This window comes from Alteromonas mediterranea DE (assembly GCF_000020585.3).
In the GTDB taxonomy this organism is placed as follows: domain Bacteria; phylum Pseudomonadota; class Gammaproteobacteria; order Enterobacterales; family Alteromonadaceae; genus Alteromonas; species Alteromonas mediterranea.
In genome coordinates, this window is sequence record NC_011138.3 from 2,432,939 (window position 1) to 2,446,309 (window position 13,371).

General features: G+C 44.6%; 12 protein-coding genes. 9 read left to right on the forward strand and 3 right to left on the reverse strand.

Features of this window, described 5'->3' with window-relative positions; all coding sequences use genetic code 11:
* Positions 1-34 precede the first annotated feature (34 nt).
* The 9 genes from cmoA (at position 35) to MADE_RS10865 (ending at position 10,201) form a co-directional block, all read left to right on the forward strand.
* The gene (cmoA, locus tag MADE_RS10825) at positions 35-766 is read left to right on the forward strand and encodes a carboxy-S-adenosyl-L-methionine synthase CmoA (protein ID WP_012518643.1); all 732 of its coding nucleotides are present in this window, start codon (positions 35-37) and stop codon (positions 764-766) included.
* A 59-nt stretch (positions 767-825) separates the two neighbouring features.
* The gene (cmoB, locus tag MADE_RS10830) at positions 826-1,824 is read left to right on the forward strand and encodes a tRNA 5-methoxyuridine(34)/uridine 5-oxyacetic acid(34) synthase CmoB (RefSeq protein ID WP_012518644.1); all 999 of its coding nucleotides are present in this window, start codon (positions 826-828) and stop codon (positions 1,822-1,824) included.
* A gap of 94 nt (positions 1,825-1,918) precedes the next feature.
* Complete coding sequence (locus MADE_RS10835) at positions 1,919-2,791, forward strand: kinase (protein WP_012518645.1); 873 nt, start codon at positions 1,919-1,921, stop codon at positions 2,789-2,791.
* Positions 2,788-3,597: an HAD-IIB family hydrolase gene (locus MADE_RS10840; RefSeq protein ID WP_012518646.1), complete on the forward strand. Its 810-nt coding sequence runs from the start codon at positions 2,788-2,790 to the stop codon at positions 3,595-3,597. Before MADE_RS10835 ends, MADE_RS10840 begins: the two co-directional genes overlap by 4 nt.
* Before the next feature lie 12 nt (positions 3,598-3,609).
* Positions 3,610-4,833: a glycosyltransferase family protein gene (locus MADE_RS10845; protein WP_012518647.1), complete on the forward strand. Its 1,224-nt coding sequence runs from the start codon at positions 3,610-3,612 to the stop codon at positions 4,831-4,833.
* Between the two features lie 5 nt (positions 4,834-4,838).
* Complete coding sequence (locus tag MADE_RS10850; RefSeq protein ID WP_012518648.1) at positions 4,839-6,593, forward strand: sugar phosphorylase; 1,755 nt, start codon at positions 4,839-4,841, stop codon at positions 6,591-6,593.
* Positions 6,594-6,673: 80 nt separating this feature from the next.
* Positions 6,674-7,345: a phosphoglycolate phosphatase gene (locus MADE_RS10855; protein ID WP_012518649.1), complete on the forward strand. Its 672-nt coding sequence runs from the start codon at positions 6,674-6,676 to the stop codon at positions 7,343-7,345.
* Positions 7,346-7,482: 137 nt separating this feature from the next.
* Complete coding sequence (gene moeA / locus MADE_RS10860) at positions 7,483-8,697, forward strand: molybdopterin molybdotransferase MoeA (RefSeq protein ID WP_012518650.1); 1,215 nt, start codon at positions 7,483-7,485, stop codon at positions 8,695-8,697.
* Between the two features lie 130 nt (positions 8,698-8,827).
* Positions 8,828-10,201, forward strand: a complete 1,374-nt coding sequence (locus MADE_RS10865) for an MATE family efflux transporter (RefSeq protein WP_012518651.1) — start codon at positions 8,828-8,830, stop codon at positions 10,199-10,201.
* A 17-nt stretch (positions 10,202-10,218) separates the two neighbouring features.
* Here MADE_RS10865 and MADE_RS10870 read toward each other — a convergent pair whose 3' ends face one another.
* From MADE_RS10870 to MADE_RS10880, 3 genes are read right to left on the reverse strand one after another with little or no spacing between them, the layout of a single operon-like run.
* Positions 10,219-11,088 carry a nucleotidyltransferase family protein gene (locus MADE_RS10870; RefSeq protein WP_012518652.1) on the reverse strand — a complete coding sequence of 290 codons (870 nt, stop codon included), beginning with the start codon at positions 11,086-11,088 and terminating at the stop codon, positions 10,219-10,221.
* A gap of 19 nt (positions 11,089-11,107) precedes the next feature.
* Positions 11,108-12,289 (reverse strand): vWA domain-containing protein, encoded by a 1,182-nt coding sequence (locus tag MADE_RS10875; protein ID WP_012518653.1) that lies wholly within the window; start codon positions 12,287-12,289, stop codon positions 11,108-11,110.
* Positions 12,289-13,125, reverse strand: coding sequence for an AAA family ATPase (locus tag MADE_RS10880; protein WP_012518654.1), 837 nt, complete (start codon positions 13,123-13,125; stop codon positions 12,289-12,291). The genes MADE_RS10875 and MADE_RS10880 overlap by 1 nt, the downstream gene beginning before the upstream one ends.
* Positions 13,126-13,371: the final 246 nt, after the last annotated feature.

The following is a 13,371-nucleotide window of genomic DNA, read 5'->3' on the forward strand; positions in this document are numbered from 1 at the left end:
ATTGCGCTCCAAATTAGGCAATTGAAGAACAGCAGTGAAGAAGCACGACAATATTTACGCAAAGGCACTCAATAAAGTAGATGACTTTAAATTTGATGAGTCTGTGGTTGATGTGTTTCCCGATATGATTCAAAGATCGGTTCCAGGCTATGAGACCATCGTTCATACCATTGGCGAGCTCGCCAAGTCATCAGTAACGCCGAACTCCATGGTTTACGATTTAGGTTGTAGTTTGGGTGCGGCGAGTTTATCAGTGTCACGAGCAGTGAGTGCTAATACGTGTGAGATTATTGGCGTAGATGCCTCAAGTGCTATGGTTGAACGCTGTAGACGCGTTGTGCAGACATTTACGCTACCAAACCCGATAAGTATTGAGCAAGGGCTTGCACAAGACGTAGATATCAACAACGCTTCAATGGTAGTAATGAACTTTACGCTACAGTTTATTCCTCCTTCCGATCGCGAAGGGCTACTTGCCAGTATTTATAAAGGTTTAAACCCTGGCGGCATCTTAGTGCTGTCGGAAAAGGTGAAACACCCAACTCGGTCCGGCAATGAACTACTAATCGACCTTCACCACCAGTTCAAAAGAGACAACGGATATAGCGAGTTAGAAGTGAGCCAAAAGCGCGCAGCACTTGAAAAAGTAATGCTTACCGATACATTTAATGAACATGAAACTCGCTTAAAGAAAGTAGGCTTTGCCGACGTGGTTATGTGGTACAAATGCTATAACTTTACGTCAATGGTTGCGATTAAAGCCTAGCCCTTTCAATTTATTTCTTCGCCGCGATTTAGCGGCTTAAAGCACACATCGAGAACACCATGAGTAAACTAGAACAGACTTGGTTTAACGAATGCTACACGTCGTTAATTGACAGCCCATTAGCACATTGGCTGCAAACTTTACCTGCACTTATGGATACTTGGCAGCGCACTGCTAAGCACGGCGAGTTCGATAAATGGTGCCGATTACTTAACAAATTGCCTAATACCTCGCCACAGCAAATAGACCTTTCGACAAGTGTTACCATCGGCGCTAAAAGCGATGTAGATGAGTATACTCAAAAACAAATCGAAGGGCTTTTAAGGCAGTTTATGCCATGGCGTAAAGGCCCCTTTCACGTGCACGGTATCCACATAGATACGGAATGGCGTTCTGACTGGAAATGGGACCGAGTAGCGCCTCATATTAGCTGCCTAAAAGGGCGAAACGTGTTAGACGTCGGTTGTGGTAGCGGCTATCACATGTGGCGCATGTTGGGCGAAGGCGCAAACAGGGTTATTGGTGTAGACCCTACACAACTTTTCTTTATTCAATTTCACGCAATCAAACAGTTTATACGCAACAGCTATGGGCCTGCTAACAATATTCATTTTCTGCCAATGGGAATTGAAGACATGCAGCCTCTGCAAGCCTTTGATACCGTATTTTCAATGGGTGTGCTTTACCACAGAAAAGACCCCATGGCATTTTTACAACAGCTGAAAGATCAGCTTCGTAAAGGCGGCGAATTAATACTAGAAACCTTGGTCGTAGACGGCGATGAAACTACTGTGCTTATGGCGGGTGAGCGATATGCACAAATGAGAAACGTTTGGTTTTTACCAAGTACCGACGCCCTCACCGTTTGGCTTAGCCGATTAGGCTTTGAAAATATTCGCGTTGTTGATGTGAACCATACTACGTTAGATGAGCAGCGCTCAACATCTTGGATGGATACACAGTCTTTGAAAGATTTTCTCGATCCGGAAGATATTACTCGCACCATCGAAGGTTACCCTGCACCACAACGGGCCGTCATTGTCGCGAACAAGAAGTAGTTACTCGCGTAGCGTCTTTACCAACCTATTGGCATAAATGTTGTTACCCCAATCCAGTTGAATGTGCGAATTCTGCAATGATTGAGGTGACAACATGGACATACATGGCTTTTTAACTACGCATCAATTGCCAAGTAGTTACGCGGAGACTGCACAAAAATGGTTCACTCCATTATGTGAACAGCTGCTAAAGCACCAAGAAGGTGCAACCAAACCATTTATTGTTGGAATAAATGGCAGCCAAGGGTCAGGAAAATCTACGCTGACCAGTTTTGTTGAATATTATCTATCATCGGTTCACGGCAAACAGGTGGTATCGCTATCTATCGATGACTTTTATTTTGATCAGTCACAGCGCAATGCACTAGCGATAAAAGTACACCCATTGCTCGCAACTCGCGGCGTACCGGGCACCCACAATATACCGTTAGCATTAGACACCCTGCGTAATTTAGATTCGGGGTCACGCACCTTGCTTCCCCGCTTTGACAAAGCAACCGACAACCCCTTCCCTACTGAACAATGGCCTGTAATAGCGTCGTCACCTGACTTCATCATACTTGAAGGATGGTGTGTAGGGGCTACACCACAGTCACAAAGCGAACTGAAGCCCCCTATAAATCACTTAGAGGAAGTTGAAGATCCGCTGGGTATTTGGCGTTCTTTCGTCAACACCGAACTTGCAGGCGATTACCAAACGTTATTTGCCAAAATCGATTACCGTATTATGCTCAAAGCACCAAGTTTTGATTGTGTGTATCAATGGCGACTAGAGCAAGAACATAAACTCGCTAAAAAAGCCGCAAAAAATAGCACAGGCGTGATGTCAGATGAAGAAGTGGCAAACTTTGTGCAACATTACCAACGGATTACCGAACACGCCCTTCGCCAACTGCCTAAAGAGAGCGATACCGTGTTTTATCTTGATGAAACAAGAACGATTACTAAACAGGACGTAAAACAATGACGAAAACGCTTGTTTTCACCGATATGGACGGCACGCTGTTAGACCACCATACCTACTCATTCGAGGCGGCGAAACCGGCTTTAAAAGCGTTAGAAGAAAAAGACATCCCGGTTGTTCCAACAACGAGCAAAACGTTTGCCGAGCTTCAGCCACTAAGGGAAAGCATTGGTTTAGATGGCCCATTCATCATTGAAAATGGCGCGGCTATTTTTATTCCCCACGGATTTTTTAAGCAAAAGCCCAGTGGTACCGTTTGGATAGATGGCTATTGGTGTAAAGCATTTATCTCTAATAAAAACTACTGGATTAAACTGCTTGAGAAAATGGGCAGTGAGTTCGATGGCAAATATAAGCAGTTTTCTAAGATGTCTATTGAAGAGATCCAAGAATGCACTGGCTTAGATGAGCGTTCTGCAGCCCTCGCGGCCAAGCGTCAATTTGGGGAGCCTGTTTTGTGGCTAGGTAGCGAGGAAGAAAAGCACCGCTTCTTAAAAATTGTTAAAGACCGAGGCGCGTTTCCTTTAGAAGGCGGTCGCTTTATTCATATCTCTGGTAATTGCGATAAAGGCCAAGCGCTTAAATGGCTGGCGAGTGAATACCAGAAACAGTATTTAACGAAAGTTAACACTATCGCCCTTGGCGATGGTAAAAATGACGTGGCAATGCTTGAAGCTGCACACGTTCCTATTCGCATTTTATCTCCGGTAAATCCTCCACCTGAAGTACAAAAAGAAGAGGTATACACCAGCACCCTAACTGGCCCCGAAGGCTGGAACGAAATGCTTACTCAATTGCTATCCCTATGATCAGGAGGACACATGGCTGATTTTTATCAAAATGGTGTGGTTACTACGTTACATAACTTGGCTCGTCGTCCTACCGAAGAGCTTGAAGCAGAGTTGCTTCAGTTTTCACAAAAGCGCCCGATGGCACTTATTTTACCGTCTCTTTTTTCCGAACTTGAAGGCGAAGCTCTTCCGCATATTGTGAATGAACTGACCAACGTGCCCTATCTTTCAGAAATTGTTATCGGTTTAGATAGAGCTAACGAAGAGCAATACAAGCACGCACTAAAATTCTTTGGCAAACTTCCTCAGCACCACAGAGTGCTATGGAACGATGGCCCGCGACTAAAAGCACTTGATGAAGAGCTACAGGCACAAGGATTAGCCCCTAAAGAGTTAGGCAAAGGTAGAAACGTATGGTACTGCATGGGTTACGTTTTAGCGTCTAATCGCGCTGAATCTGTAGCGCTGCACGATTGTGACATTGTGACTTACGAAAAAGATTTGCTTGCCAAGCTAATTTATCCGGTTGCAAACCCTATGTTCAACTACGAATTCTGTAAAGGTTATTACGCTCGTGTGGCTAATGGAAAAATTAATGGCCGAGTTTCGCGCCTGTTAGTAACGCCTTTACTACGTGCCTTAAAGCGCATAATGGGTGATAACGAATATTTGGAATTCATGGACAGCTTCCGCTATCCATTGGCCGGTGAATTTTCATTCAGACGTGACGTTTTGAACGATATCCGCATTCCCAGCGATTGGGGATTAGAGATTGGTGTGCTTTCTGAAATGCATCGAAATTATTCTCACAACCGCCTATGCCAGGCTGATATTTGTGACATTTACGACCATAAGCACCAAGACCTATCGCTAAATAACGACCAGGGCGGTTTGTCTAAAATGTCTATCGACATTACTAAAGCGATATTTAGAAAGCTCGCGACTCAAGGCTATACCTTTAGTAACGAAATGTTCCGTTCAATAAAAGCTACCTATTTCCGTATTGCGCTAGACTTTATAGAAACCTATCACAATGACGCGGTAATGAACGGCTTAAACTTAGACATTCACAGCGAGGAAAAAGCGGTAGAAATGTTTGCCAGCAATATAATGAAAGCGGGACAAAATTTCTTAGAAAACCCAATGGAAACACCGTTTATCCCTAGTTGGAACCGCGTTACTAGTGCGGTACCGGATATTTTAGAACGCTTATTAGAAGCGGTTGAAGCTGACACTGCAGAATATATGGAGTAAGTAATATGGCATGGGAGCACCTCCATGACAAAGTAAAGCACCATTTAGAAAGCATTTACGCCGATGTAGCGCTAGACGTCTCTTATGAGACGCTAGCCACAGAGCTAATGAATACAATAGGTATTCAGCAACAAACAGATATAGCTTCACCTCAATCTCATCACAACTATTGGGATGAAGAAGACATTATCATGATCACCTATGGTGATAGCGTGATTGATGAAGATGAGCGCCCTCTTGTTACGTTGAATAAGTTCATGCATCGTTATTGTAAGAACACAATCAATAACGTGCATATTCTTCCCTTCTTTCCTTATAGTTCCGATGACGGGTTTTCTGTCATCGACTACTCTACGGTAAACGAAGCATTAGGATCGTGGGATGATATCGAAGCTATAGCCAAAGATTATGGCTTGATGACAGACTTAGTGATAAACCACTGCTCTGCGCGGAGCGTTTGGTTCGACAACTTTGTTAAAGGTGAAGGGCCGGGATCTGACTTTTTCTTTACCGCAGATCCGGCTGACGATTTATCGCTGGTGACCCGCCCTCGTGTTTCCCCTTTGTTGCGTGAAACCGAGACCGCCGATGGCACTAAGTATGTGTGGTGTACCTTCAGTCACGATCAAGTAGACTTTGACTTTAGAAACCCCAAAGTGCTTTTAGCGTTTATCGATATCATTAAACTGTACATTGATAAAGGCGCCAAGATATTCCGTTTAGACGCGGTTGCCTTTCTATGGAAAATTGTGGGCACAAACAGCATTAATCTGTTTCAAACTCACGAAGTCATTCGTTTAATAAGAACCCTGATTGAACACGTTGACCCATCCATCATTATCATTACCGAAACAAATATTCCAAACAGGGAAAATCTAACCTATTTTGGTAATGCAAATGAAGCCCATGCAATCTATAACTTTTCGTTACCGCCACTGCTTGTAAACACATTGGTAAGTGGTGATTGTACTTATTTGAAGAGTTGGATGATGAGCATGCCTCCTGCACAAAACGGCACGGCATACTTTAACTTTATTGCTTCGCACGATGGTATTGGGCTGCGCCCTGCAGAAGGCCTGCTTTCTGAAGAAGAAATATCTGATTTGGTTCACGCCATGCAGCACTTCGGTGGAAAAGTATCTTGGCGGGCCTCTGAGCATGGTCAGCAAAAACCGTATGAAATTAACATCACACTGTTTGACGCTCTGCAAGGCACGATAAAGGGGCCTGACAAGTATCAGGTCGACCGTTTTATTTGTGCACATGCCATTATGTTAGGCATGGAAGGTATTCCTGGTATCTATATTCATAGTTTACTGGGCACCTCTAACGACTATGAGAAAGTCGCTAACACTGGCCAGAACCGCTCGATAAACAGAAAGCGCTGGGACTTTAACGAGCTAGAAGCCTTGTTAGATTCTCCTTTCTCTCAGCATCACAAGGTTTTAACTCGTATATCTCAGTTAATCCGCATACGTAAAGCTCAGCCTGCATTCCACCCTAATGCTACGCAGTTTACGCTGCAATTGGGCAATCAAATATTCGGCTATTGGCGTCAGAGCTTAGACAGAAAGCAAAGTATTTTCTGTATCAGCAATATTTGTGACGAAGAGCAAACTATTTTGCTTTCTGACATTAACTTGATAGGTACAGACAACTGGATTGACCTCATTACCCGTGATGAGATTTCACTTTCCAGCGGCTTTTTACAAATGAAGCCCTACCAAGTACTGTGGATCAGTAACCAAGATTTTGAATAATCCAACTGGTCGATAAATATACCGCGGTACGGATACTGCGGTGTTATGATTAACCTACCACTCCCCCCTATTATATGTTCATGCAAGATATTAATACCTTTCTATTCGACCTAGATGGAACACTAGTAGATTCTGTGCCAGATTTAGCGAAAGCCCTGAACCTGATGCTAAGTGATTACAACCTGCCAACCTATGAGGAGGCGAAAGTAAGGCACTGGGTGGGCAATGGCGCTCGGGTTCTGGTTGAAAGAGGTTTGAGCGGTAATACAAAAATTAACCACGCTTTTAACCAAGTAGAAGTTGATATCGCGCTAGACAAATTTCTTTTCTGTTACAGAACATTAGAAACCAAAAGCACCGTGCTTTACGATGGTGTTGCCGCCACACTCAAAACTCTTAAAGCGCATGGCTGTACTCTTGCGTTAGTAACAAATAAACCTTCAGAGTTTATAGAACCAATCCTTACATCGTTTTCATTGTTGCCCTTGTTTTCAATTACCATTGGCGGTGACACGCTTTTAGAGAAGAAACCCTCTCCTTTACCGCTTATGCATGCCTGTGAAAAATTGGGCGTTTTACCCTCTGAATGCGTAATGGTAGGCGATTCTAAGAATGATATTCTTGCCGCTAAAGCCGCGAATATAAAAAGTATAGGCCTTACCTATGGGTACAATTACGGTGAAAGTATTGCGACCTACCAGCCTGACTGGGTGTTCGATAGCTTTAGCGACATTCTGTCGTTGCGCGCTTAAATTAAACCCAAACACGGGGGCCAAAAGCTGAAGAAGGAAAATACTCCCCGCTTTCTTTTATTTCACGCTTTAACCTTTGGTATAACGCGGCTTTTTCTGTAATATCCGCGTGTTAAATATTTCAAGGAGTGACGGGTATGTCATCAAAATGGCTTTCATTAGAAGAAGCTCTGGCCAAAGCATTAGACGCGGCGTACGCCATTGACGACGTAGAGCAAGTGAGCATTTTTGAGGCTAACAATCGCATTTTGGCGCACGACCTTGTTGCCACCCTTGATGTACCGCCTTGGGACAATTCAGCAATGGACGGCTACGCCGTTAACGTTGAAGACCTTTCTGGCAGCAATGAACTCGAAGTTCAAGGTATTATCACAGCAGGTATGGAAGCCGATACCCCGCTACAAAAAGGTAAGGCATTTAAAATAATGACTGGCGCCCCTATTCCGAACAACGCCAATGCCGTTGTTATGGTAGAAAATACCTCTGAGTGCAACGGCAATGTGGAGATAAACAAACGCCCCATCGCCCACGAAAACATTCGTAAAAAGGCCAATGATATTGGCTGTGACGATACGCTCGTTCATAAGGGCACTCGACTGCGCGCCGAGCACCTCATGCTACTGTCTTCACAAGGAAAGTGTAAAATAGACGTTTTCCGAAAGCTGCGCGTGGGCGTTGTCGCTACAGGCTCTGAACTAGCTGCACCGGGCGAAAGCCGCGCCGCCACTCAAATTTTCGAATCGAACAGGGTAGGCATTGCCAGTATTTTGCAAAAGGAAAACGTTGAGCTTATCGACTTTGGCATTGTTGAAGATAACGAAGTTTCGCTACGGGAACTTTTCATTGAGGCTAGCAAGCGCGTTGACGTCATGGTAAGTAGCGGCGGCGTATCGGTAGGCGATGCAGACTATGTTAAAGATATTATTGCAGAGCTAGGCAGCATAGACTTTTGGAAAGTGGCAGTTAAACCAGGTAAGCCTTTTGCCTTAGGTAAAATAAATAATACGCTTTTCTGTGGCCTACCTGGTAACCCTGTGTCGTCGTTTGTCACCGCAAAGTTACTGGTTGTGCCCGTTATTAAAAAAATGCAACGAGAAGCAAAGCCCCACGAGCCGCTCTTTATTAACGCCACTATCACAACGCCTCTAAAGCGCCGTGCAGGCCGTCGGGATTTTCAGCGGGCCACCATGGCTAAAAATGCCCAAGGTGAATGGGAAGTCACGCCATTTAAATCGCAGAGTTCTGGGGTAATGACGTCAATTACATCTGCAAACTGCCTGATGATAGTACCTGAGGAAGTAAGCGAATTAAAAGAAGGCGATACGGTTCAAGTAATGCCTCTTCATTTTTAAATAAAGTATGCACTTGAAGGGTTAACGTACATTATTCAATTCCACACGCTTTAACCTATTAAGCAAGAGCACTAATACATAAACCGACACACTGCTCGCACCTTAGCGATAACTTAAGAGACACATTGCCGTGAATAAAAAACGCTTTCTTTTAGAAGGTAGAGATATTTTAAAACTAGCTTGGCCTTTACTGGTTGCTCAAATTACGCAAATGCTAATGGGCGTGAGCGATACCATCATGGCAGGCCGTTACAGTGCAACCGATATGGCAGCCGTAGCGCTGGGCTTCAGTATTACCGTACCTTTGCTGTGTTTTATTCAGGGGATTGCGTTAGCGCTGCCCCCTATTATTTCTCGTTTACAAGGAAATCGGAATTTAAATGGCATTGCCGATGCTAGTCAACAGGCAGGCTACTTGGTCTTTTTTGTAGGCGTACTGGTGGCGGGTTTAATTCCCTTTACAGCAAGTATTGTTGCTTTATTCCCAATGGCCTCAGAACTATACAGTATAACCGTGGACTACGTACTATACGTGTTATTTGCAATGCCCGGTTTTGCACTTTACCAGTGGCTAAGAAACTACTGCGAAGGGTTAGGCAAAACCAAGCCAACAATGACTATTACTGTCATTGGACTGATGGCCAACATAGTAGGTAACTATCTATTCATTTACGGCGCTGGACCGATACCCGCAATGGGCGGTGCAGGGTGTGGTATTGCAACAGCCATCGTTATTTACACCATGCTTGTCGCCACAGTGATATACGTACGCTTTGCGCCAGCTTTGCAAAAATATAACCTGTTCGGGCAGCTATACAAACCAAACTTGGCCACCATAACGAGAACGTTTAAACTTGGGTTACCTATCGCCATGACCATTCTGTTTGAGGTGACCTTATTTTCACTGGTTGCACTGCTGCTCGCTCCATTTGGCGCAACAACCGTTGCCGCACATCAAGTTGCACTTAATTTTTCAGCCCTCATGTTTATGTTTCCCATGAGTATAGGTATGGCAGCGGCTATTCGAATAGGCTACCGAATTGGCCAAAACAATCAGCGGCAGGCTAAAATTGCAGCTCGCACCGCCATTTTTATTGGTTTTTGCTCTGCCGCGTGCACCGCAACATTTACACTGCTAGCTAAAGGCTTCATCATTGGCCTTTATACCAGTGACGACGCGGTTTACACCCTTGCCAATGCGCTCCTTATCTACGCCGCCCTATTTCAGCTATCCGACGCGGTACAGGTTATTTCGGCCAATGCATTACGTGGCTATAAGGATACTACAGCGATGTTTCTCATTACCTTTGTCTCATACTGGTTAATCGGCCTACCGACTGGCGTAGTCTTAGGCAGAACCAGTTGGATAACTACAGAGCCAATGGCAGCTGCGGGCTTTTGGATTGGTATTATCGTAGGTTTAAGCGCGGCGGCGATCATGTTGGGCGCACGCCTTCTTTATGTTCAACGCCCTAGTAATGCAGCGCGTTTAAACGCCGTGTAGCTAAGCTTACTGTTTGCCTAAGCGTCTTTTGGCTTTTTACTCTGGGCGAGATTATGACTGGGTAAAATAAAAAGACGGCTTATGCGCGACCAATCCTGTGGCGTGTCTATATCGAATTGCGCATTCGGTGTAGGCACCATGGTTACCCTTCCCGCCTTTAAGTATTTGTTAATAACTGGCTTAGCGCCCACATCCCCGCGAAGTGAAAGTAGCTCGTTAAACATGTCTTTAGGGAATATGGCTGGTACCGTTAACCGTGCCCCCGAATTGTTTGCTACGCCTGGCTTTTCACGACTGATATGCCATTGGCTGCAAACAATATTATTAGGGTTCTTTTGCGACGCTTCGATAAGCCGCAACACGTCACTTTCAACAAGGCACGGCAAATCTGCCAATGAAAATAAAACGTGAGTGGGCCAGTCCGCTTCCTTTTGGCAATCTGGTTTAAGTGTACCTTCAGAAATGGTTTTATCTTTTAGCGCGGCTTGTGAAGAAATCGACAGAACATGTTTTACACCTACCCGAATACTGGAAGCCATCCCCTCTTTCCACGCCGTGTTACATACAAGGTTAACCGGTAGCTGACTCAACTGAGCTTCTATACTTGAATGCCACTTACCCGTAACAACAGTGACTTGGTTTTGAACCGGTAACGTTGACTGATTGCACGCCCTTGTAGACACAGCCCTAGAAGCAGAAGCTGATGGCGCGGTAAGGTATGTCTCTTTTGCTTTAATGAGCGTACGTACGCTGTGCTCAATAAGAGGTAATGAAGAAACGGGATGAGTAGAAAGCAGCTTATTACCCTTGTAACGGGCGCTTTGCCCGCCAGCAAGTAATACGAACGCTATATTATAATCACCTAAATTCAAATTCCGCGTGCTCATCAGCGATTGTCGTTTATACCTAACGGCTACGACTTAGCCCTTTTATGGCTTCAGTTAGACCTTCAAGGGTTAACCCATACATTCTCTGTTCCATGATCTCTCGGATGATCTTGATAGATGAATAATAAGGCCAATAGTTTTCAGGTTGCGGATTAAGCCACACGGCATTGCTAAAATGATTCAACAAACGCTGCATCCACACACTACCCGGCTCTTCATTCCAATGCTCTACGCTGCCGCCTGGATAGGTTATTTCGTAAGGCCCCATAGTGGCGTCACCGACAAATATCACCTTGTAATCTTTACCGTAGCGATGAATGATATCCCAAATAGGAATACGCTCTTTCTCCCGCCGTAAATTATCTTTCCACACCTCTTCATATACACAGTTATGAAAATAAAAGTACTCTAAGTACTTAAATTCGGTTTGTACGGCAGAAAAGAGCTCTTGGGTACTCTTAACGTGGGGATCCATTGAACCGCCTACATCAAAGAACATTAACACTTTAACCGCGTTGTGGCGCTCTGGCGCCATGTGAATATCAAGCAGGCCGCCTTTCTTCGCGGTTTCGCCAATGGTAGTAGGTACATCTAAGTGTTCGCTAGCACCTGTGCGCGCGAATTTACGCAGTTTCCGAAGCGCCACTTTAATGTTGCGCGTACCTAACTCAACATCAGAACTTAAGTTTTTAAACTCTCGCTTATCCCACACCTTAACGGCAGAGAATTTGCGGTTTCCTTTCTGACCTATACGTACACCTTCCGGGTTGTCGCCATAGGCGCCAAACGGCGATGTACCGCCAGTGCCTACCCACTTATTTCCCCCCTGATGGCGCTTTTCTTGTTCTTCCAAGCGCTTTCTCAAGGTGTCCATAAGTTCGTCAAGTCCGCCAGCTTTACGCAGCGCTTCACGTTCCTCCGGGCTCAAGTTTTTTTCAATCTCTTTACGCAGCCACTCTTCTGGGATGTCTTTACCGAACAAATCGACAGACTCTACCCCTTCAAAATAATCAGCAAATGCCCTATCGAACTTATCGTACTGGGTTTCGTCTTTCACCATAATGGTACGAGACAAGCTGTAGAAAGCTTCGATGTCGGCATATACCACGTGATGCTCCAACGCTTTGAGCAAATCAAGTAACTCGCGGAGCGTGGTTTTAACCTGATACTTTCGCAGTGTATAAAAAAACTGAATAAGCATTAGCGACGCGCCATAAAGACCAGTTTTTCAAACAAATGAATGTCTTGCTCATTTTTAAGTAAAGCACCGTATAGTGGCGGTATTGCTGCTTTGCCGTCTTTTGAATGCAGCGCTTCAGGTGGAATATCTTCAGCGACAAGTAGCTTTAACCAATCTATCAGTTCAGAGGTAGAAGGCTTCTTCTTGAGGCCTGGTACATCGCGAATTTCGAAAAAGGCTTTCAACGCTTCATCAAGCAGCTTTTTCTTTAGATCCGGGAAATGCACATTTACGATTTCTTGCATTTCATCTGGGTTCGGGAACTGAATATAGTGGAAGAAACAACGACGCAAAAAGGCATCTGGCAGCTCTTTTTCATTGTTCGACGTGATAATTACAATAGGACGCTGCTTCGCGACTACACGCTCTTGTGTTTCGTAAACGAAGAATTCCATCTTATCGAGCTCTAACAGTAAGTCGTTAGGAAATTCGATATCGGCTTTATCAATTTCATCGATGAGGAGAACAGGACGTTTTTCCGCACTGAATGCTTCCCACAGCTTACCTTTTACAATGTAATTACTGATGTCGTGAACGCGGTCGTCACCTAATTGGGAATCGCGAAGGCGCGATACCGCGTCGTATTCGTACAAGCCCTGCTGCGCTTTCGTAGTTGACTTAATATGCCATTGGATGAGTTCAGTACCTAAACTCTCGGCTAGCTCTTCGGCAAGCATGGTTTTACCTGTGCCCGGCTCACCTTTAATAAGTAGCGGGCGCTCTAAGGTAATGGCAGCGTTAACCGCCAGCTGTAAGTCTTTGGTTGCGATATAATTAGACGTGCCACTAAAAGCCATTATTGTTGTACTCCGTTTAATTTTTCGTCTTTGCAATTTTTACTATATTATCAAGGCACCTAGATGATTGCCCATAGATATAACATATAGCTAAAAAACACTTTGCATTTTACAGTTTGGGACCAATGATATAGGGGTATGACGAAATCCCCTAATTTAGGCTGTGAATTATTAACTATCACGTGCGCTGAATTATTAACTACTAAAAAGGTCGTACAGATCACGACAGACGGGGTTTCCTTTAAA

What these genes read in the sequence shown, in the direction of transcription:
- MADE_RS10845 (WP_012518647.1), top strand. Translation starts at nt 3,610, where the DNA reads ATGGCTGATTTTTATCAAAATGGTGTGGTTACTACGTTACATAACTTG.
- moeA (WP_012518650.1), top strand. Translation starts at nt 7,483, where the DNA reads ATGTCATCAAAATGGCTTTCATTAGAAGAAGCTCTGGCCAAAGCATTA.
- MADE_RS10850 (WP_012518648.1), top strand. Translation starts at nt 4,839, where the DNA reads ATGGCATGGGAGCACCTCCATGACAAAGTAAAGCACCATTTAGAAAGC.
- cmoB (WP_012518644.1), top strand. Translation starts at nt 826, where the DNA reads ATGAGTAAACTAGAACAGACTTGGTTTAACGAATGCTACACGTCGTTA.
- MADE_RS10835 (WP_012518645.1), top strand. Translation starts at nt 1,919, where the DNA reads ATGGACATACATGGCTTTTTAACTACGCATCAATTGCCAAGTAGTTAC.
- MADE_RS10875 (WP_012518653.1), bottom strand. Translation starts at nt 12,289, where the DNA reads ATGCTTATTCAGTTTTTTTATACACTGCGAAAGTATCAGGTTAAAACC.
- MADE_RS10870 (WP_012518652.1), bottom strand. Translation starts at nt 11,088, where the DNA reads ATGAGCACGCGGAATTTGAATTTAGGTGATTATAATATAGCGTTCGTA.
- MADE_RS10840 (WP_012518646.1), top strand. Translation starts at nt 2,788, where the DNA reads ATGACGAAAACGCTTGTTTTCACCGATATGGACGGCACGCTGTTAGAC.
- MADE_RS10855 (WP_012518649.1), top strand. Translation starts at nt 6,674, where the DNA reads ATGCAAGATATTAATACCTTTCTATTCGACCTAGATGGAACACTAGTA.
- MADE_RS10880 (WP_012518654.1), bottom strand. Translation starts at nt 13,125, where the DNA reads ATGGCTTTTAGTGGCACGTCTAATTATATCGCAACCAAAGACTTACAG.